We start from the raw sequence: 21,508 nt of genomic DNA, 5'->3' as shown, positions 1-21,508 counted from the left end.
TATTTTATAGTTGGCAGATTTTTTAATAAAGATAAATTATGAAGATATATAAAACTTTCTTGGTAGTACTTTTATTAGTTCCATTATTATTTTTATCTCAAAAGTTGGAAGTTATTTATAAACTCAACTATAAATCCAAAAAAGATTATTATTATAAATTAATTATTGATAATAATAACTCAGACTTTTATATGATCAATAAAAAACAAATAGAAGTAGATACTACTAAAATAGAGCATAGAAATTTTATAGTTGCTAAAAGAGGAGATGGTGTAAATATTATATCAAACGAGAATGGACTGAAAATCAAAAGTGATTTAGATAATCTAAAGAACTGGACAATTACTGATGAATATAAAAAAGAAGAAAATTTTGATTTACGCTCGGCTGACTATAACTATGATGGAACGACTTGGAAAGGATGGTATATTAAAGATATGCAAATACCTGATGGCCCTTTTGTTTTTAAAAATCTACCTGGTTTGATTTACTCAATATCCGATAAGGAAAACAATTATAATTTCACATTAGTATCTATAAAAAAAGTAAATAATCAGTTATACAATTTAGATAACAAAAATGTTCGAGAGATGTCTTTGGAAAAGTTTAAAGAATTCAGGAGAAATAGAAAAGATATAGATAGTAAACTAATTGAAAAAATGCTGAGTGTTGTTAAACTGGATGATAAAGCTAAAGATGACTTAATCTTTTTTGATCCAATGTTAGATTTTTTATGTAGGAACGAAAACAGTAATTAAATCAGGAAATTACTCCTGATTTTGTATTTCTGTTACCTCTTCTCTATTCGGTTCAAAAAAGCTGAAGCTTACGTTGCCGTATTTTCGGGTATCTACTAAATTCGGATGATTAAATTTCATTCTGCTTTGATGTTCTACTACTAAAACACCGTTTTCTTTCAGGTATTTATTATTTAAAACCAGCGAGATAATTTCCTGATATTTCTTTTCTTCCATTTCGAAAGGCGCATCGGAAAATACGATCTCAAAAGATTTTTTATTCCTGAATTTTTTCAGCCAGTCGAATACATCTCCTCGCTGAACATTCACCTGCAAAGACATATCGAGTTCAGCAGCAGTCGCATTAATGAACGCCGTATGTTTCGGATTCATTTCCACGGAAGTGATATCCTGACATCCTCTCGAAGCAAATTCAAGCGTGATGGAGCCGATGCCTGCAAAAAGATCAAGTACGGAAACCGACTGCATGTCGTAGGTGTTTTCCAAAATACTGAAAAGCGCCTCTTTTGCAAAGTCCGTGGTGGGCCTTACATCAAAATTTCTTGGAGCTGCTATTTTCTTGGCTTTCCATTTGCCTGAAATGATTCTGTACATAAGTATTGGGTTTTAGACGATAAATTGTCAGGAAAATAAGCTTTAACCTGATTTTCAAGTCTAATTTAATATAAAATTTTTATTGGGAATATTATCGTATACGATTTTCAGAGTTTTAACAAACTTCTGAAGTTCTGAAATAAAGGTTTCATTTTCCGTCGTTTCACCATAAGCAAAGAAATGGGTTTCATTAATCCCGAAACCGATCTTGCTTAAGGTAAACATGATGAAATAAAGAAAATCAACCTCCGAATTGACATCCAGGTTATTGTATAAAATAATTTTCTTCTGGTCTATGGCAAAAAATTCACATTGATTATGATAAAGATTGATATGAATTTCTTTACTGTTTTTATTCTGGATGGAATTCAGGAACTTTTCGCCCGAAAAATTAAAGTTTACAGGCAAAGCCAGCTCCTTTATCTTTTTATAAAAATTCTTCGGAAATGTATAATAAAACTGAACCTTGAATTTCTCGTTGATCGAGAGCATCAGCTCTTCTTTTTCCTTATCAACGGGAGCGTTAAACGCAATCAGGTCAAATCCGGCTTCATGCTCGGAAAAACCTTCCGGCATCAGCGTAAAATGATTAAGTGCGGAAATCACATGAATTTCATCAAACCGCTGTTTGATCAATACTTCATCCAGTTTATCTGCAATAAGATTCTCCGGAGATTCTTCATCTTTAAAATAGGATTTTTCTTCCACGATGCTTTTGTTTTTCGCAATCTGGTAGGTTAATCCGTCTTTGGTGAAAAGTAAATTAAGTATGTTCATAGTTCAATTCCTGCAAATTTAGTGAAATTCTACCATTACAGCACCCGATTGATGGTGAAGTATTTCCTTATTGTAAAAATCCAGTCCGGTCTGGCTTTCCAGAATATCCCAAACCATTCTCTGCAGGACACCGTCGCCGATCCCGTGAACGATTTCCAATCTTTTAAGATGGTTTTTCCTGCAAAAACTTAAGGTTTCGAGTAATCTTTCCTTCTGAATGAAAAGCCTTTCAAAACTATCATAATCATTGGGATTTTTGACCAGGTTATGAAAGTGCAGATCGAGAACCAACGCATTTTTCTGATGTTTTTTCGAAATGTTTTTCTTGGGTTCCGCTTTTTGCACAATGTTGATATTTTCGTATATATCCGAATTTTTTGGAACCAGCTTTTCTTTAGGATATTGATAGGTAAAGCCGTACTCATCTTTGAAAACCACAATATTTCCTTTAACCGAAGTTACAGCCCCGCTCAAATCTTCATCTACCACAGAAACTTTATCACCAATTTTCATAAACTCTAAACTTTAAACCTTGAACTTTAAAACTTCGGTCCCAGCTCAATAACTTCCAGATCCCTGATTTCAGAACCGTCAATCACAAAACGCATCATTGTTCTTACCTTATGCCATCCTTGCTTTCCGCACGCTCCCGGATTCAGGTGCAGCAGGTTGTTTTTCTGATCATACATCACCTTTAAAATATGAGAGTGCCCGGAAATAAAAAGTTTAGGAGCCTTTTCGGCAATTTCCTGTTTAGCCAGCGGTGTATATTTTCCCGGATAACCGCCAATGTGAATCATCAGGACTTCCACATTTTCACAAAAGAAACGGCTGACTTCAGGAAATTCAGACCGTATTTTTGCGTTGTCAATATTTCCGTAAACACCTTTTAAAGGTTTTAGTTTTTCCAATTGCTCAATCACTTCCATGCTCCCGAAATCGCCGCCGTGCCATATTTCATCAGCCTCACCGGCATATTCTAAAATCCGCTCATCAATGTATGAATGGGAATCGGAAAGGAGAAGGATTTTTGTCATTGAATCATTGAATTTTGTACAAAGATAAGTTTAAAATTAAATTATTTCATTTCATTGAATAGATAAGGATGTCATTCTGAATAAAATTTTGGGCAGCATTCTGAAATGAAGAATCTATGAATATGTTCAGATTTTATTAAAAGCAAGGATGCAAAGATTAATTTTATGCTTCTCATTTAGAGAACATACGGGGCTTAAAATTTTTGATCTTTATTCTTTTGAAAATTTTCATTATCTAACGAAATCTTATAATAAAGCTTTGTGTCTTTTGCGGTAAAAGTAAAGTTAATTAAACAACTTTTATAAAAATGATCAGCGCAGGAGATTGTAAACGGCTTTATTTACTACATTTGAAAAAATTAAAAAAAATGAAGCAGAAACTTTCTATTTTCCTTCTTTTGCTCACGGTTGGCATCGCCAATGCACAGGTTGAAGAGAAAAAACTGGATGAACTCGTACAGAACACCCTGAAAACTTTTGATGTACCGGGAATGTCAGTCGGAATCATTAAAGACGGTAAAGTTATTTACTCAAAAGGATTTGGTGTACGCTCTTTAACGACAAAACAGCCGATGGACGACAATACGCTGGTCGGGATTGCCTCCAATTCCAAAGGTTTTACCTGTACGGCGCTGGCAATTTTAGCTGATGAAGGAAAATTGAACTGGGACGATAAAGTTTCAAAATACATTCCTGAATTCCAGATGTACGATCCGTATGTTTCGCAGAATGTTACCATTAAAGATCTGGTAACGCACAGAGCCGGATTAGGTTTAGGGCAGGGAGATTTGATGTTCTTTCCGGAAGGAGGGAATTTAACGGTAAATGATATTGTGCATAATGTTAGATATTTAAAACCTGAAAACCCTTTCAGAACAACTTTAGATTATAACAACATCATGTTTATTGTAGCCGGAGAAGTGATCCACAGGATTTCGGGATTAAGCTGGTCCGAATTTATCGAACAGAGAATCATGAAGCCGGTTGGGATGACTTCCAGTTTCGGAAGCTATAACAGGGCAAAAGCCGTTGCCAATAAGATCGATGCACACGCTCCTGTTGACGGAAAAGCCATCGCCGTTCCTCACGACTGGAACGAAACGGCCAATGCAGCCGGAGGAATTATGAGTAACATCAAAGACATGACGCTTTGGGCAGAATGCCTTCTGAACAATTTCACAACCAAAGACGGAAAGAAATTAGTTTCAGATAAAAATGTGCAACAGCTGTGGAGCCTGCAGATTCCGGCCGGAGTTGCCCCAAAAAATCCTTACGATACCAGCTTCTACGGATATGGAATGGGATGGTTTTTAAGTGACGTGAAAGGACACAAACAGGTTCAGCATACGGGAGGATTGATCGGAACGGTGACGCAGTTTACCTTAATTCCGGATATGAAACTGGGAATCGTGGTGTTGACCAACCAACAATCCGGAGCGGCTTTTAATACCATTACCAATACCGTAAAAGATTCTTACCTAGGCGTGGCCGACAGAAACTGGCTGAAAACCTACGGCGAAAGGATGAAGAAAATGGAAGAAAGTTTTAACAAACAGAAAAAAGATGCCTTTGCCAAATCGGAAGTTTTCAGGAAAGATAAGAACCTTCAGCCGAAAGCAGAGCAGTTTACCGGGACTTACCATGATCAATGGTTCGGCGATGTAGAAATTGCGCAGCAGGGAAGTGCTTACAGAGTTTCATGTAAAAGTTCTCCAAGATTAAAAGGTGAGCTGCTTCCGTATTCCAATAATTCTTTCATCATCAAATGGGACGACAGAAGCTATGATGCTGATGCCTATATTATTTTTGATTACGATGAAACGGGAAAAGCCCGGTCGGCGAGATTAAAACCGATTTCCGATGTTACCGATTTCAGCTTTGACTTTGATGATCTGGATTTGAGACGAAAATAATTTATAAAAAATTATTAAGGGGATGGTTATCAATAGGGACGGGCAATGTCATCCTGAGCTTGTCGAAGGAAGCCCGTCTTTTGTTTTGAATGCAGAAAAAAGGCTTTAGCCGAAAATTATTGGTTAATTTGTTTGAACTTTTTATTTAACCACAAAAGTCACAAAAGCTTTTAACACATAAGTCACATTAGATTAAAGGATAAAGCTTTGCGCATATTTTAGAACACATTAGTTTTTAAAAATCTTTGATTTTTCACATAATGAAATCAAACAGTTGGTGGCTGAGGCTCTCGAAGCCACGTCATCCTTTATGAAAATCCGTGTGGTCTGTGGAACTTTAATCACAAATCACAAAAGCTTTTTAAACACATGAGTCACATTAGATTAAGAATAAAGCTTTGCGCATATTTTAGAACAAATAAGCTTTAAAAAATCTTTGATTTTTTTTCTAATGTGCTCTGAAATATTCTCGATATTTTAAAAAATTCTTCTGTGACTGATGTGTTAATTTCTCTGTGAAATCTGTGGGAGATTTTAATTACAAAAGCTACAAAAGCTTTTTAAACACATGAGTCACATTAGATTAAGAACAAAGCTTTGCACATATTTTAGAACACATGAGTTTTAAAAAATCTTTGATTTTTTTTCTAATGTGCTCTGAAATATTCTCGATATTTTTAAAAATTCTTCTGTGACTGATGTGTTAATTTCTCTGTGAAATCTGTGGGAGATTTTAATCACAAGTGCAAAAGCATTTTAAACACATAAGTTACATTAGATTAAGAACAAAGCTTTGCATATATTTTAGAACACATGAGTTTTTAAAATCTTTGATTTTTCACATAATGAAATCAAACAGTTGGTGGCTGAGGCTCTCGAAGCCACGTCATCCTTTATGAAATCCGTGCGGTCTGTGGAGCTTTAATCACAAGTCACAAAAGCTTTTAACACATAAGTCACATTAGATTAAAGGATAAAGCTTTGCGCATATTTTAGAACACAAAATCTTGATTTTTACATGATCAAATGAAACGATCCGGTGGCTGAGGCTCTCGAAGCCACCGGATCATTTCATTTTATTTTCCCCGGATCATAGAAGAACATCAGTCTTTTTTTGGCACCGTCAAATTCAGACCACGAGTTGCAGTCGATTTCAAAACCCGCAACACCGCAGGTCGGGAAGTGGAAGATGTCTTCGGAAATAGAATTGGCAAAGTTGGAAATCCCGTTGTTGTGCGAGAAAAACGCTACGGAATTTACATTATCGTCAAGGTCATAGATAACGGATTCAAAATTCTTTTCTGAAGGGTTATAAAGCTTCTCATTCGTTGTAATGTTGATGTTGTAGGACTGGTTGAAAATTTTGCAGGTATTCAGTGCACGCACCGCCGGGCTCGACACGAAGTAGTCGATCGCTACATTATTATTTTTCATAAACCGGGACATATGCATCGCTTCTTCCAACCCCTTGTCTGCCAATGGTCTGTCGAAGTCTTCCGTTTCCTCCGGCCAGTCGCTCTTCGCATGTCTTACAAGAATGAGTTTCTTCATATTTTCGTTTTTAGAAAATTAAAATTATAAAAAAATTAGCGGAATAAAAACATGATTTATAAAAAAAATGTGTTTAGAATAAAATCATTAAAATTTACTAAATTTGCAAACCTATGGGACAAATCCTTGCAATAGACTATGGAAAGGCACGTTGTGGTATCGCTGCAACCGACGATATGCAGATCATTGCAAGTGGTCTGGATACCGTATCGACGCCGCTTCTTACTGAATTTTTAAAGAAATATTTCAGCCAAAATAAAGTAGATGAAGTCGTGATCGGGCTTCCGGTAGATTTGAAAGGAAATATCTCCGAAGTGGAAACCGACATTTTGCAGTTTATAGAAATTTTTGAAAAAGAATTTCCAGCCGTGAAGGTCAACCGCTTCGATGAACGATTTACATCCAGGATGGCTTCTTTTTTTATCTCCCAGAGCGGAAAGAATAAAAAGCAGAGACAGCAGAAAGGATTAATAGATAAAGTAAGCGCAACCATCATATTGCAGAATTTTTTAGAACAAAGAACAAGATGATTTTACCGATAAGAGCCTTTGGTGACCCCGTTTTAAGAAAAGTAGGAAAGGATATTGACAAAGAGTATCCCAACCTGCAGGAACTGATTGAGAACATGTTTGAGACCATGTACAGCGCCAACGGAATTGGGTTGGCTGCCCCGCAGATCGGGCTGGATATCCGTCTGTTTGTGATCGATGTGAGCCCTTTGGCGGAAGATGAGGATTATGAGGACATCAAGGACGAGCTGGCAGAATTCAAAAAAGTGTTCATCAATGCGAAGATTCTTGAAGAATCCGGGGAAGAGTGGAAGTTCAACGAAGGATGCCTGTCTATTCCGGATGTGAGAGAAGATGTGAAGAGAAAAGGTACGATCGTGATCGAATATTATGACGAAAATTTTGTAAAACATACAGAAACTTTTTCCGATATTAGAGCCCGCGTAATTCAGCATGAGTACGACCACATTGAAGGGATTTTGTTTACAGACCACCTCAGCGCCCTGAAAAAGAAGCTGGTAAAAGGAAAACTGACCAAAATTACCCAGGGTGACGTAAGCATCGGTTACAAAATGAGATTTCCAAAATAGTTTACATTAAAAATAAAGAAAATAAGAAAGCGCAAAAAAGCTGTCACACCAAGCTTGCCGAAGTGGAATAGCCGATTGCAGAATTTACAAAAAATAAAATTATGCTGTTAGAAAAAATAATTTCAATTTCAGGAAAACCAGGACTTTACAAATTAGTTTCTCAGTTAAGAAACGGATTTATTATTGAAGATGTTACTACGAAGAAAAAAGTTAGCATTGGGAATTCCAGCCAGGTGAGCCTGTTGGATAATATTGCCATGTTCACTTTTGATAAAGAAGTTCCTTTGTTCGAAGTTTTTGAAAATATTGCCAAAAACTATGACTACAAGGAAGCCATTCACCACAAAGCATCTGATGCTGAACTGAAAGAATTCATGACGGCTTCTCTTCCGAATTACGATACCGAAAGAGTATATGCTTCCGACATCAAAAAACTGGCGCAGTGGTACAACATCCTTCATAAAGCAGGATACATCACTCCGGAAAGCTTTGTAAAGGCAGAGCCTGAAACACTGGATGGCGAACCGGCAACGGAAGAAGTAAACGTAGAAAAAGAAGCGCCTAAAAAAGCAGCTCCAAAAGCTGAAAAGCCAGTCGCTCCAAAAGTAAAAGCAACTTCTGCAGCCAAAGCCGCTCCGAAAAGTACACACAGAAAACAGGGATAATTGATTTATCTTACTTAAAATATGAACCTCATCAGATTTGATGGGGTTTTTTGTTGGAGATAAAATGTCAGTATAAGAAGTCGAGCATATTACAGGAAATTACATAAGTTTGCAAATAATCAAAAAAGAAATAATTTAAATATTTAAATTTGTTAAAAATTTTAACCAGACAATCATTAAAGCGATTTAGTTTGTCTTAAATAAATGACTGAAACAAGAACTTTTAACTAAAATGAAAAAACTAATTTTTTTAATTCTTCTCTTTCCTTTATGCTTTAATGCGCAATTGAAACTCAGTAATATTTATGATTTATATATTATGAAGCCTTTCTATGTTGAGGATTATCTAGCAAACGGATTAGGATTTAAGAAAATAAAATATGAAAGAACTGAATCATCAAATGATTTTGAATATTATAATGGTAAAAACAATTTCAATGAAGCTATTTATGTTAAAGTAATGTCTCCAATAATTGACAACTATAAAAATATTGTAATTGTAAGATCAGCAAATGAAAATTATATTCAAGAATTAAAATCAGAGGTTATAACAACTGGATATGAATATATGGGTAAAAAAGAGTTGAATAATGAATATTTTATACATATGTATGTTAAAGACAGCATGATAATAAGCATTTCTGCTCAAAAAAACACAAGCGGATTTTATGAAATTAATATGCTATCAAAGATTAAATAAATAGCCCACTTAAAAAGCGGGCTAAGATTATTATGAATTTTGTTGATTAAATTACATTACTAATCTGCTCAATGTGATTCTTTATTGACATCCTCTTACAAATGCCTAAACCTGGGTAATGCATCTCTTTATAACATCTTCTGAAATCTGCGATTCCTTCACCCTCAAACATTGGATTTGTGTTAACATGATTGATAAGTTTTTTTGCAGCCTCAACAAATTTTGTTGCTTGATTTTTTTGATCATCATTACTGTCTGAAATAAAATGGTAAATTGTTAAATCAGGATGTTTAATTGTAGTTAAATGTAAAACAATTGCATATGGTGAACCTCCTCCATCTTTAACATCTTTTCCGATAATATTAAAATCACCAAAGCCTGATATTCCCTCTGTTCTAAAGTTAAAAAGATCAGAGGAAAAACTAGAGGTTTCAGGGTATTCTCTGTTGCTATCTTTCCTTTGAAATCCATCCTTAATATAAACTATTTCTCCGTAAGCTGTATTATTTATATAATCTTCGTCAACTTTATTTATTAAATAAATATCATATTTTGCTTTCGAAAATTTGTTTAAGAAAGTAATGTCGCTAAACTTACCAAAATGCAAAAGTGATTTTTCTAACTTAGGGTTTGATTTGAAAAAATCTTTTAAATCATAATTGGAAGTTTTATTATCAATAATATAACCTAAAGAATAATTAGTATATCCTTTTAAAACTCCATCTATAAATTCATGTTGAATCTCATTTTGTTTTGGATATGTAGGTCTTTGAGGATTTACCACCAAAATAAAATAAATATTTTTCTCAGTAAGTTTTAAAATTTGTGATTTTAAATTTTTACTATTTGGTGGAATAAGAACAGGAATAGTGTTTTCGAATACCTTTTGAGGAAGTTCATAAAGAGCAAACACTTCGTTTTGCTTTGCTGTTAAAATTGGAAAATACATGGTTTTTGTTTTTATATTAGACAACTAATATAAAAAAAAATTCTAAAAAATAATTCTTTCCATATTTTTAATAATATTTTCACATTTTATTCTATTGTAAGAATGTTGCAAAGTCATACTTTTAAGGCTAAGTGGAAGTTTATTTATTAAATCGATATGTTCGTTATTTAGCTGCCTTTTTTTTAATTGACTTATGGTAATTCTATAAGCTTTTTCTATGTCAATCTGTTTGAATAAATTAAAGCAATACTCAAAAATTTTAGTGTTGGGCATTATCGGAACTCCACCATAAATTTCGCATATAACATTCAAATATTCATTTTTTCTCAAAGAATAAAATAAAGATTTGTGAGTGATATTGGCTAAATTTGTAGATGGTTCTTTGTGAATAGTAACTTTATTATGGTCATCAATTATTATTATTCCTACTCTTTCATCTACCAAACTCTCAACTTTCTTAATATGTTTTTCACATGTAACAACATTTACGAACTCAAAAAAAGTTGAATAATCAGAAATCTGAGATAATAATCTATCAGTAGTATCAATTTCAGACTTTATTTCATATGCGGTTGAAACGCCATTGAATACAGCAAGATCAGCTTTTGATCTCCCAACATTAAATTCGGGAATAGTAACACATTCTTTTATTTTATGTTTTTTTAAAACTAAATCTTTGAAAATAATATTCTTAAAAACGTACTCGTTTCTATATTTCTTTGTTAATATTTTGTAGAATTCTGAATATGCACTTTCAATAGTCAAATCTTTAGTATCCAAACACAAATTCTTAAAAGTATGTGCAATATATTCAATTCTTTCGTCCTCTTGTACTGCTAATGAATTAAAACAAGCGGACGAAAAAAGCTTTGAAATTTGTATATATTCAGATTTGCAAAGTTTTGATTTTATCTTCATTTCTAAATCAATGCTCAAAGATAATAATTATTTTGAAAAATATATCTGTTTCTATTTTCAGAGCTTTATTAAGCCTTTTGATAGAAAATTTAGTAACAATAAATCTTAATTATCAGAGAAATTTGCTGCAGAAATCGATATTAAAAACTATAAATTAAACTCCTGATCACATTAAGATTTTTTAAATAGCTGATTAATATTCAAATCCAACGCAACACAAATTTTTAATAGAGTAGAGAACAAGAAATCCTCTTTACCATTCTCGATATCACTAATTTTAGATCGATCAATTTTGCCAGCTAAATCTGCCAATTGTTGTTGTGATAGATTTTTTTCTTTTCGTTGATCTCTCAGATTTTCACCGATTGTTTTATAGATAGTCACAAATTTTTCATCCATATCAAAAAAAAATATTGTGGTTTTATTGCCACAATTAAAAATTGTTATTATATTTGTATCAGCGAATTAACGATCAGCCTCGAAAGACCAATTCAAAAGACGCATAGTAAGCCAACAACGTCGGCAAAATGTAGTCTTTGGTAGGTTTCAGGTAAAAATTTTATAATACACAGATGATGAGAAAGAAAATCCCAACCCTGCTGTTTTCAGCACCTCCGGAATAAACGGAACCGTGCTGCATAATCATCACAGCGCTATCCCGAAAATGCCCGCAAATGCGGCAAATCGGTACAGCTTTACCAAAAAACCACCACCTCCGAAATTCCTTTATGCCTAAAGGAAAGCCGAAGTACGCTAAAACTCATCCCTTAAAAGTACTGGCTTTCTGTCAATTTTCCAAATTATTTTCATCCCGAAAGGAATTTAAAAAAGAACACGGTCTGCAAAGCGCAGCGCAGTGATTGTTGTTTTGAACATCCGGTAATGGTCTGCCATAAAGGCAGGCCGGCTCCGGTATGCTTTAAGATTGAAAAATTTTTGGATAACCTTTCAAAAGGTCAAGATCCTTTGTTTTGCTTTGCGATAAATAAGTTAAAGCGCATCTAATCTGCGTAATCCGCGCAATCCGCGGGATATTGATAAAAATAGGATGAATATTAGAAATCTAACGCTACGATCGCAAAGCAATGTTTTATTGCTTGTTAATTTACGATCGCTACGGCACTCTGTTCAGCGAATGATAGCAACGCATATTCAATTGTTATCTGCTAACTAATTTGATGAAGCGCATGATCTGATCTGCGTAATCTGTGTAATCAGCGGGATATTAAATAAAATAACTGATGAATATTAGAATGATAGCAACGCTTATTCAATTGTTAATCTCTTGAAGCACATGTATCATTGCTGAGTGAAACAGTTTATGCTGAGCCTGCCGAAGCAACTTTGCAAACTTAAAAACAATGGCTATAAAAAAAATCTTAGCGACTCTTTGCGTTAAAAACGATGATGCTTAATAACGGATAATTAAAAATTATGAAAAATAAAAAAAACGACTTCGAATCCCGGTTCTGGTCCGGCACCCGGAAACATACCGCAGTTGGATTGCTGGAGGCATTTTTCCAGTTCAACAACCTGATTGAAGTAAAAGAAATGCTCAACACGATGATGCACAATTCGGTACAGAAGAATTCCCGGATTACAAAAAATCCCGCCGAAGTGTTCCATTTGTACCTGTCGTTGCGGTCTTTGGTTCGTGCCTCTTTTCTGATCTCAAAAAAAGCAAAGAAAGAAACGTTTAAAGTTCATAATAAAAACCATTCTCAAAACCCGTCTTTCCTTTCAGCGGAAGAATACCAAAATCCGGTGCAGATATTCCGGAGTGCTTTTGTCATCTGCAGTTTGCGGGACTTCGATGGGTTTCTGTCGGCGATGGTGTGTTTCTCGCTGGGAAATTCGAAGTGTGAAGAGAAACAGAAGATCATCATTCCGTATCTCCAGCTCATGAAAATGTTGGATGCCGCCTGGCTGGTCGTGGAGAGAGTTTCAAAGGAAAAGTAAGCTTATTTTTTTAACCGCAAAAGTGGCAAAAGATATTTAACACATCAGTCACAGAAGATTTTTGATAGAGTTGAAAATATTTTAGAACACATAAGAAAAAATCAAAGATTTTTAAACTTTTGAAAGCTTTTCAGCATCAGGCATTTAACTTCTTTAAGCGGCATACATATCTTTTGCCACTTTTGACTCCGTCGAACCTTCGGTTTGTGGTTTAAAAATTTCCCACGGATTTACACGGATTTTCATAGAGGATGACGTGGCTTCGGGAGCCTCAGCCACCAGACCGTTGAATTTCATCATGTAAACAAAAAAATCAAAGATTTTTAAACTTTTGAAAGCTTTTCAGCATCAAGCATTTGACTTCTTTAAGCCGCATACATATCTTTTGCCACTTTTGACTCCGTCGAACCTTCGGTTTGTGGTTTAAAAATCTCCCACTGATCACACGGATTTTCACAGATGATGCGGTGGCTTCGGGAGCCTCAGCCACCAGACTGTTCAATTTCATCATGTAAAACAAAAAAATCAAAGATTTTCAACTTTTGAAAGCTTTTCAGCATCAAGCATTTAACTTCTTTAAGCGGCATACATATCTTTTGCCACTTTTGACTCCGTCGAACCTTCGGTTTGTGGTTTAAAAATCTCCCACGGATTGCACGGATTTTCCTAGAGGATGACGTGGCTTCGGGAGCCTCAGCCACCAGACCGTTGAATTTCATCATGTAAACAAAAAAATCAAAGATTTTTAAACTTTTGTATGCTTATAAGCGTTGAGCAAAATAATTTATTATATAGCATAATATCTTTTGCCACTTTTGACTCCGTCGAACCTTCGGTTTGTGGTTTAAAAATTTCCCACGGATTGCACGGATTTTCATAGAGGATGACATGGCTTCGGGAGCCTCAGCCACCAGACTGTTAAATTTCATTATGCAAATAAAAAAAACCAAAGATTTTTTAAACTTATGTGTTCTGAAATACGTGAAAAGCTTTAACCTTTTATCTAATGTGACTCATGTGTTAAAATTCTTCTGTGACTTATGCGTTTGCATAATAAAATAAGCGGTCCGGTGGCTGAAGTTCCCAACTTAGGTGGCTGAGGTTCTCGAATTAGGTGGCTAAGGCTCTCGAATTAGTTGGCTGAGGCTCTCGAATTAGTTGGCTGAGGCTCTCGAATTAGTTGGCTGAGGCTCTCGAAGCCATTCTTTTGTTTCAAGACGGAAGCACATCAAAAGATTTCCCGTAAATTTGTAAGACTTGAATTCTCAACTATGAATACCAAACAGGAAAAACTGGAAGCTTTCGGAAGATTATTGGATATTATGGACGATCTGCGGGAAAAATGTCCGTGGGATCAGAAACAAACGCTGGAATCGCTTCGGCATCTGACGCTGGAGGAAACCTATGAGCTTTCGGATGCGATTTTGCAGAATGATTTGCAGGAAATCAAAAAAGAGCTGGGCGATGTATTGCTGCATCTGGTTTTTTATGCGAAGATCGGTTCGGAGAAAGAAAGCTTTGATATTGCGGATGTCATTAATTCTTTAAATGAAAAACTGATTTTCCGCCATCCTCATATTTACGGCGATACCGAAGTAAAAGATGAAGAAGAGGTGAAGCAGAACTGGGAAAAACTGAAGCTGAAAGAAGGCAACAAATCCATTCTGGGCGGAGTTCCGAAGAGTCTGCCAAGTTTGGTAAAAGCATACAGGATTCAGGACAAAGTAAAAGGAATCGGCTTTGAATTTCACGATGCCGAAGATGCGTGGAAAAAAGTGGATGAAGAGATCCGCGAATTTCACGATGAAACAGATTTAGACAAAAAAGAGCAGGAACTGGGCGATGTATTTTTCTCCCTGATCAATTACGCCAGGATTGTGGGCATCAATCCGGATTCCGCATTGGAAAGAACCAATATAAAGTTTATCTCGAGATTTCAGAAGATGGAAAATTTGGCTTCGGAAAAGAACCTGAAGCTGGCCGATCTGTCGCTGGAAGAAATGGATGTTCTTTGGGAAGAAGCAAAACAATTGCAGTAACATGAAAGTACAGAATCCGGCACCTCACAGATTTCAGTATTTACTGGAATTTAAACAGACCGAAAGAAAATGGCATTTCCCTTTTCTGGCAGCACTCTGCATCGGAAGCTGCTTATTCATCGGTTATTTTTCCGGAAAGCCTAACTACGGCGCACTTTCCAGTTTGGGAGCGCTTACGATTTTATATTTTACTTCGGCTCCGATTACGCAGAGAATGATCCATCTCGCGGTATGCGCTTTTGGAATTGTTTTTTCATTTTCCGTGAGTTCATTTTTCGGGTTTAATGCGTATGCAGGAGCTTTGTCACTGGGCTTAGTGTCTTTTTTAGCGCATTTTATTTCTTCCTACTATAAAATTCCGCCACCGGGAAATTTTTTCTTCATTATGGTTGCGGCAATGGCAAGTACGTATCCGTTTGATTTGGAACTGATTCCCACAAGAGTAGGACTTGTGGCAATGGGAGCAATATTATCCTGTTCTCTGGCTTTTCTTTATTCGGTTTTTATTGAAAAAAGCAAAGTGGTAGCCGTACCGAGAAGAACATTCAACAAAAGAAGATATACCAAATTTGTGGAAAGTACCATCATCGGTTTCTTCATGGCGCTGACTTTAATAATCGGCCATCTGTTGCATTTTAGCAATACCTATTGGATTTCGATTGCAGCGGTTGCGATTATTCAGGGCAGAAATTTTGAGCACGTAAGACAAAGGAATATGCACAGGATTTTAGGAACCTTTATCGGAATCGGATTTGCGTGGATTATTCTTTTATTTAACCCTGAAAAGATCGTAATGATCGTCATTATTACAGTGTTACAGTTTATTATTGAACTGCTCATTGTTAGGAATTACGGTTTTGCAGTCATTTTTATCACACCATTAACGATTCTTCTGGCAGAGACGGCGAGTCCGGTTTATCATCCTGTTGAAGCGCTGATGCAGGCAAGACTTATCGATACAGTCATTGGCAGCCTGATCGGTCTTGCGGCCGGATTTTTTCTGCATCATCAGCAGATTATTAATAACTTAGAGAAAAATATCAGGTTCTCTTATTTTCAGTTTAAAAAATTAAAAAAATAAATATGTTGCGCGTTCTTGTTTTATCAGTATTCCTTTTACTCAGCTGCAATCCCAAAGCTCAGGATTCTCAGAAGTCCGCCAGTGCGCTTACCGTTGAGTTTTCTTTGCCTAAAAAGCTTAAGGAAGTTTCCGGAATTACTTTATCGAAAGATAAAAAAACAATCTGGGCGATTGAAGACCAGGGCAATAAAAACGTGATTTACGGCCTGGACAGACAGGGAAAGCAGATCGCGGATGTTCTTGTAGAAAATGCCGAGAACCACGACTGGGAAGATATCACAACAGATGTTCAGGGAAATGTTTACATCGGTGACTTTGGAAATAATGAAAACGACAGGCGCAATTTATCCATTTTAAAAGTTGATTTAAAAGATGCTTCCCAAAAATCCACAAACGTTACTCAGACCACAACGTTTCATTATGAAGGACAGACCGCATTTCCGCCAAAAAAATCTCACTGGCTCTATGACTGTGAAGCTTTCGTAGAAAAAGACGGCTACTTTTACCTCTTCACCAAAAACCGGAGCAAAGGTTTCGACGGGACTTTTCTCGTTTTTCAGATTCCTAATAAAGCCGGTGATTTTGAGGCTAAATTAATCGGTAAATTAAAGCTTCAGGGAGGGTACAGCGATGCCGCGATCACTTCTGCAACTATTAACAGCACCAAAGATAAAATCGTTTTGTTAAATCATAAAAATGTTCAGATTCTAACAGGTTTTTCGGCGGACGATTTTAGCAAAGCCAAAATTCAGAAAGTTTCTTTAAACCATAATTCCCAAAAAGAAGCTATTGTTTTCCTTGATGATAAGACACTTCTCATTGCCGATGAAAAGGACGGGAAAGAAGGAGGGAATGTGTATAAGTTTTCTTTCTGAGTTGTGCCGGAAATTGTATTTTTGCGGCTGAAAAAGTAACTATGAAAAAATTTTTTTATATTTTATGTATTGCAGGAATATTTTCTTCATGTAGTAACGATGAGAGTATAATTGTTGCTGAAAAGGATTTACAGCCTGAAAAAATTTCCGCTTTTATAGCTTCATTTCCTAAAAGCTATTTTTCAATTGACCCGCGTCTTAATTACGAATTTTCATATGAAAATGGTCTTCTGAAAAAGGCTTCCGGTAAAATTATGTCACCAACTCCGGGCATTACCACTTTTATGACAGATCCATATTCTTTGTTTTCTTACAATAATGATAAGATATCTATTCAGCATTCTGAAGTAGAGGCCAATGGGGCAGTAAAAGAAGTTTGTAATATGGAAAATGGAAAGCTTAAAAGCAGGTATTTGTATAACGGTTCAGATTTCTTATTTTCTGAAAAAACCTATTCTTACCAGACAGACAAGATTGTTGTACATGAAAAGACATATACATGGGAGTATATTACAACATATTTTTTTGACTCAAACGAAAATTTAATTAAAAGTGAAAGATTAGAAAAATCAGGAGGCATAGATTCTAAGCTTACAACAACTTTTTATTCAAATTTCGATACTGCAAAAAATCCTTTTAAAAAATTGTATTTATGCAATGATAATTTTTACGAAAAAAGTTTATCAAAAAACAATTATAGAAAGATCGAGTATACAGTTCAGGACCTTCAGAATACACAGTTCCCTCCTGGAAGCGGCCATTCAGAATGGACCTATTCTTATGGTTCGGACGGACAGGTAATCCTGACATTGCAATAAAATAAAAACCGCAGCATAATAGTCTGCGGTTTTTTTATGATAGATTTTTGTCAATATTCTAAAACACCAATCCTACACCTCCTGAAATTCGTCCGCCATCTTCTCCGGTGAAATAATCGATGCGTGCGGAGAACATTTCCAGGATATTCAGCCAGAATCCTGCACCGACACCCTGATGCCACTTGTCGGATGATTCACGGTCCATCCAGACTCTTCCGAGATCATAACCTATCAAAACTCCCATATTGGCCGGTACGATATTATTTTTAACACGCCCAAAATCCCAGCGTACTTCGGCATTATTCACGAAATATGATTTTCCTGCGAACCGCTCGTTTCTGTAAGCGCGCATCGCGTTGTTCCCGCCAATTGCTGCCGCCTGATAGAATTCAAAATTATTATTGTTGATGATCATGGCATTTGTAGAATTGGCAAATACAAACCTTCCTCTTTTGTCGATCTTGTGGAATATATTCAAAGTTCCCTGGAAGGTAGTGAAATTTTGATTGAATTCAGAAATATTTGCTTTCCAGCCTGCATTTAAGAGAAATTCCATTCCTAATGTAGGAAATGCATTATTGTCTAAATTTTTAAAACTGAACGTGTAATTTGCGCCTGCAAACTGCTGTCCATCGAAGACTTCAGGATTCACATCCGGAGAAACCGCTACAAAGCGGTCGTCAGTTCGCTGCACTTTAGCATGCTCGAAAGTCAGCTGGAACTGATTTTTTATACCGTTCCAACCCGTAGCTGATAATGATGGTGCAAACCTGAACTGCGAAATCCTTACCCGGTTATAGTCTCTGTCCACTGCCTCTTTGTCATATTGCGTTTCATTGCCCAGACCGAAGAATGTTCTTGCAAAAAACGGAGTCGTGTATAACGCATCAATACCGGCATCCCAGTTTCCGATCACTTTTTTGAAAACTCCCTTATACCCGATATTAAATCCTCCCGTAGCGGTATAAACATTGGCACTGAGGCTGTGTCTCTGGGTAAAGGGATCGCGGATAAAATTGTTTACGGTATAGTTGGCTACCACCCCTAAGATTACTCCGTCATCAGGATTGAAATTGGCATTCGGATAGCCTGCAACGAAGTTGTATTTCGGATGTTTGTAATTGTAGGTGTTGACATCGTAATCGTCAGAAATCTTTTTTGAAGCGCCTTTAGTATTGTACGTATTATTCTGTGATTTAAAATCGTAAATTTTCACCTTCTTACCATCGGCAATATTATACGTATCATGGTTGTAACCGCCGATCAGCCTGATATTCATCTTTGGTCTTCCGTCTCCTGAAACTTCGTAAATATCATCATCTTCCAATCCGTAGATCCATAGCTCTTTGGTTTTGGAATCATCATAGGTTTTTTCAAAAACCAGTTCAGGATTTTCTTTCTTTTTATCTAATTTGTACTGTTTTACATTAACTGAATTTCCCGTTTTGGTAACAACAAATTTATCAGGATTCACCGTTCCTGCCAACGGAACTTTTTTCTGCAGCACATCGTAATATTGTGAAGCGTACGTTTCAAGCTTTGTTTTTCTTGCTTTCAGCTTTCTCTGAATATCTTCAATGGTCTCATCCTGTACTTCTTTCGGGAGATTGTTAAAAGCACGATCAATATCTTCATCCGTAAGGTGTTCCTGGATGTATTTTGCCTGCGCAATCCATTCTTCCTGAGTTGCTCCTTTAAGGAAAACAAGATCAAGAGGATAAGGTTCCATAGAAAGCCATTTTACATTTTTAATATCATCTTTAAATGTTTTCATATGGCGGATTGCAGGAATATTCATGATAATTTTAAACGCATTTCCGTCATACTTACTGAAGGCCTGATCTCTGTCTCGCGGAATCGGCTTATATACTACTTTGTCACCATCCTGATATTCGGCCCATTTCCATTGGTCGGAATGCCTGTCCCAGTCGCCGATCAGCATGTCAAAAAGCCTTGCCCTGATATACAGTTCCTGATCTACGGAATATTTGTAGTTTTTATTGAAATTTTTCAGAACATCATCCGTCGAAACAATATCTTTTGCATTGTCAAGAGACCTAAGGGTTTTAGGATCTGAAGAAAACCGCTCTTCAATCATGTACATTTCATCTCCGTAATTGATGTTGTATTCTCCCAGAGCTTTTTGTTTCGGGATATAAAACAATCTTGGATTACTGTGGTAAAGGCCAATCTTATCTGCCATATTTCCTACGGCAAAAGGAGTAAAAGGATGATTGGTTGTATAAAAATCCAGAAGAAATCTATCAGGGAAAGTATTATTCAGCTCATTTCCGAAAGTGCTTTTCTTAAATGCCATATTGTTAAGAAACCGGACAGCACTTTTTTTAACTCCTCTCATGACAAATTCCTGCCCGTCCTGCGCTCTCAGCCGGAGGCTGTTCGATTGATTGCCGCCGCCCTCCCTGAAAGGTGTATAGCCGCCATCCAGCGTTGAAATGTTCGCTGTAGGCGCTTCAATAGGTATTCTGTAATATTTGCGGTAATGGTCGCCCCAGAGCCATCTGTAAAATTTTCCTTTTTCCGTTAATTTTTCAGGATAAATAGTCGATGTTACTGTTGAAGGAAAAGAATCAGGGTAATTGTTTAGAAAATTCACAGGCTTTTCAGTTACCTGGATGTGCGAGAGCTTTTCTAAAGAATTATTTTTCGTGGAATAATATTCTACATCCGAACTTTTATCTTTTCTGATATTTAATACCGCAAAGCCGCTTCCTCCGTATGAAAAATCGGTTTTTTCCCTGATGGTGGCAGGGTCAACTTTTGAACCTGCGCCGCTGATAATCTGTCTGATATTTCTTAATTCATGATACTGGAGATTATGATCATGTCCCGAAACAAAAATAACATTTTCCTTTTCCTGCACGATACTCTTGATTCGGTTGGCCAGATCTGCATAATGTTTATTGGTAATATCCTGCGGGCTTGCTCCTGAAGAACTTCTTACCACATTGATGAGACTTGAAACTCCGGGAACCGGAATTTTACTTTTTAAAGGAAATAAATGAGATTTTGCAGAGCTGTATCCTGCGTGTGTTCCGCTGCTGATAATAGGATGATGAAGCGCAACGATAATTCTTTTATCCTGATTTTTATTAATTAAATCTTTGAATTCGGTAAAAAGGTCTTCACGCGTTTTGATGTCGCAGTTTTTATTAATTCCGGGATGTTTGTCCCAGTTTAGCAATGCCCATTCGGAATCGATTACAATTAACTTTATATCTTTTGTAAGGCTGATATCATCAATGGGGCAGGAGTTTTTGGGAAGAAAGGCTTTCTTATCGTTTAAATAATTTTTTACGAAATCTTCCTGAGCCTTTAAACCATCAAGACCGCTGTACCAGTCGTGATTTCCGGGAATAACGAGTGTTTTGCCTTTAAAGTTTTTTACAATAGTAAGCTGGTCTTCGAGCTTCTGTTTGGCCAATGGATAATCTTTATCAGATTCTTTCGGCATTCCGTGCGGATAAATATTATCTCCCAGGAAAATCAGCATCGAATTGCTTCCTGCCGATTCCAGCCGGTTTTTCAGTAATTGTAAAGTTTGCTGAGACTGAGGCTCATCTGCATTTCCCGCATCTCCCACAAGAAACAAGGTAAAGTCATTTTCGGATTTCGCATCAGAATTACTGACTTCAGATAAGTTTTTACCCTTTTTTACGTTATATGTTGCGCAGGAGTAAAGCACCCCGGCAGACAATACGAACCTAAGAGCAAGAGAAGTGTTTTTTAGATGAGTTTTCAAGTATAAATTCAT

20 protein-coding genes are annotated in these 21,508 nt (G+C 36.2%); 11 read left to right on the top strand and 9 right to left on the bottom strand.

Features of this window, described 5'->3' with window-relative positions; all coding sequences use genetic code 11:
• The first annotated feature begins 38 nt into the window (after positions 1-38).
• Positions 39-758 (top strand): GLPGLI family protein, encoded by a 720-nt coding sequence (locus ACYT6F_RS02490; RefSeq protein ID WP_472599739.1) that lies wholly within the window; start codon positions 39-41, stop codon positions 756-758.
• A 9-nt stretch (positions 759-767) separates the two neighbouring features.
• On the opposite strand, the gene ACYT6F_RS02485 is transcribed toward ACYT6F_RS02490, so the two are convergent.
• From ACYT6F_RS02485 to ACYT6F_RS02470, 4 genes are read right to left on the bottom strand one after another with little or no spacing between them, the layout of a single operon-like run.
• The gene (locus ACYT6F_RS02485) at positions 768-1,352 is read right to left on the bottom strand and encodes an RsmD family RNA methyltransferase (protein ID WP_472599738.1); all 585 of its coding nucleotides are present in this window, start codon (positions 1,350-1,352) and stop codon (positions 768-770) included.
• A gap of 60 nt (positions 1,353-1,412) precedes the next feature.
• Positions 1,413-2,129 carry a DUF3822 family protein gene (locus ACYT6F_RS02480; protein ID WP_472599737.1) on the bottom strand — a complete coding sequence of 239 codons (717 nt, stop codon included), beginning with the start codon at positions 2,127-2,129 and terminating at the stop codon, positions 1,413-1,415.
• An 18-nt stretch (positions 2,130-2,147) separates the two neighbouring features.
• Positions 2,148-2,642, bottom strand: a complete 495-nt coding sequence (locus tag ACYT6F_RS02475; RefSeq protein ID WP_472599736.1) for a Smr/MutS family protein — start codon at positions 2,640-2,642, stop codon at positions 2,148-2,150.
• Positions 2,643-2,668: 26 nt separating this feature from the next.
• Positions 2,669-3,166, bottom strand: a complete 498-nt coding sequence (locus ACYT6F_RS02470; protein WP_472599735.1) for a metallophosphoesterase family protein — start codon at positions 3,164-3,166, stop codon at positions 2,669-2,671.
• Positions 3,167-3,534: 368 nt separating this feature from the next.
• Here ACYT6F_RS02470 and ACYT6F_RS02465 point away from each other — a divergent pair, with 368 nt between their 5' ends.
• The gene (locus ACYT6F_RS02465) at positions 3,535-5,079 is read left to right on the top strand and encodes a serine hydrolase (RefSeq protein ID WP_472599734.1); all 1,545 of its coding nucleotides are present in this window, start codon (positions 3,535-3,537) and stop codon (positions 5,077-5,079) included.
• A 1,071-nt stretch (positions 5,080-6,150) separates the two neighbouring features.
• Here ACYT6F_RS02465 and ACYT6F_RS02460 read toward each other — a convergent pair.
• Entirely contained in the window at positions 6,151-6,630 is a 480-nt protein-coding gene (locus ACYT6F_RS02460) for a SixA phosphatase family protein (RefSeq protein ID WP_472599733.1), read from the bottom strand.
• A 113-nt stretch (positions 6,631-6,743) separates the two neighbouring features.
• Between ACYT6F_RS02460 and ruvX the strand changes: the two genes are divergently transcribed.
• From ruvX to ACYT6F_RS02440, 4 genes are all read left to right on the top strand, one after another.
• A complete protein-coding gene (gene ruvX, locus ACYT6F_RS02455) occupies positions 6,744-7,160 on the top strand; it encodes a Holliday junction resolvase RuvX (RefSeq protein WP_472599732.1) in 417 nt (138 codons plus the stop codon).
• Entirely contained in the window at positions 7,157-7,729 is a 573-nt protein-coding gene (gene def, locus ACYT6F_RS02450; RefSeq protein WP_029298725.1) for a peptide deformylase, read from the top strand. The genes ruvX and def overlap by 4 nt, the downstream gene beginning before the upstream one ends.
• Positions 7,730-7,830: 101 nt before the next feature.
• Positions 7,831-8,394, top strand: a complete 564-nt coding sequence (locus ACYT6F_RS02445; RefSeq protein WP_472599731.1) for a DUF5606 family protein — start codon at positions 7,831-7,833, stop codon at positions 8,392-8,394.
• A 232-nt stretch (positions 8,395-8,626) separates the two neighbouring features.
• Complete coding sequence (locus ACYT6F_RS02440) at positions 8,627-9,094, top strand: hypothetical protein (protein WP_472599730.1); 468 nt, start codon at positions 8,627-8,629, stop codon at positions 9,092-9,094.
• Positions 9,095-9,140: 46 nt separating this feature from the next.
• Here ACYT6F_RS02440 and ACYT6F_RS02435 read toward each other — a convergent pair whose 3' ends face one another.
• From ACYT6F_RS02435 to ACYT6F_RS02425, 3 genes are all read right to left on the bottom strand, one after another.
• Complete coding sequence (locus ACYT6F_RS02435) at positions 9,141-10,043, bottom strand: sce7725 family protein (RefSeq protein WP_472599729.1); 903 nt, start codon at positions 10,041-10,043, stop codon at positions 9,141-9,143.
• A gap of 42 nt (positions 10,044-10,085) precedes the next feature.
• A complete protein-coding gene (locus tag ACYT6F_RS02430; protein ID WP_472599728.1) occupies positions 10,086-10,979 on the bottom strand; it encodes a sce7726 family protein in 894 nt (297 codons plus the stop codon).
• 153 nt (positions 10,980-11,132) lie between these two features.
• A complete protein-coding gene (locus tag ACYT6F_RS02425) occupies positions 11,133-11,360 on the bottom strand; it encodes a helix-turn-helix domain-containing protein (RefSeq protein WP_472599727.1) in 228 nt (75 codons plus the stop codon).
• A gap of 1,035 nt (positions 11,361-12,395) precedes the next feature.
• Here ACYT6F_RS02425 and ACYT6F_RS02420 point away from each other — a divergent pair.
• From ACYT6F_RS02420 to ACYT6F_RS02400, 5 genes are all read left to right on the top strand, one after another.
• A complete protein-coding gene (locus tag ACYT6F_RS02420) occupies positions 12,396-12,920 on the top strand; it encodes a hypothetical protein (RefSeq protein WP_472599726.1) in 525 nt (174 codons plus the stop codon).
• Positions 12,921-14,191: 1,271 nt separating this feature from the next.
• Positions 14,192-14,959: a nucleoside triphosphate pyrophosphohydrolase gene (gene mazG, locus ACYT6F_RS02415; RefSeq protein ID WP_263601498.1), complete on the top strand. Its 768-nt coding sequence runs from the start codon at positions 14,192-14,194 to the stop codon at positions 14,957-14,959.
• Position 14,960: 1 nt separating this feature from the next.
• The gene (locus ACYT6F_RS02410; protein WP_472599725.1) at positions 14,961-16,040 is read left to right on the top strand and encodes an FUSC family protein; all 1,080 of its coding nucleotides are present in this window, start codon (positions 14,961-14,963) and stop codon (positions 16,038-16,040) included.
• A gap of 2 nt (positions 16,041-16,042) precedes the next feature.
• Complete coding sequence (locus ACYT6F_RS02405) at positions 16,043-16,915, top strand: hypothetical protein (RefSeq protein WP_472599724.1); 873 nt, start codon at positions 16,043-16,045, stop codon at positions 16,913-16,915.
• A gap of 41 nt (positions 16,916-16,956) precedes the next feature.
• On the top strand, positions 16,957-17,733 hold the full coding sequence (locus ACYT6F_RS02400; RefSeq protein ID WP_472599723.1) for a hypothetical protein: 777 nt from the start codon (positions 16,957-16,959) through the stop codon (positions 17,731-17,733).
• 58 nt (positions 17,734-17,791) lie between these two features.
• On the opposite strand, the gene ACYT6F_RS02395 is transcribed toward ACYT6F_RS02400, so the two are convergent.
• On the bottom strand, positions 17,792-21,496 hold the full coding sequence (locus tag ACYT6F_RS02395) for a metallophosphoesterase (RefSeq protein ID WP_472599722.1): 3,705 nt from the start codon (positions 21,494-21,496) through the stop codon (positions 17,792-17,794).
• Positions 21,497-21,508 lie beyond the last annotated feature (12 nt).

Source organism: Chryseobacterium sp. NG-CE01, assembly GCF_055695505.1.
Note: the sequence above shows the minus strand (reverse complement) of the source record. Positions and strands in the feature narration are given on the sequence as shown.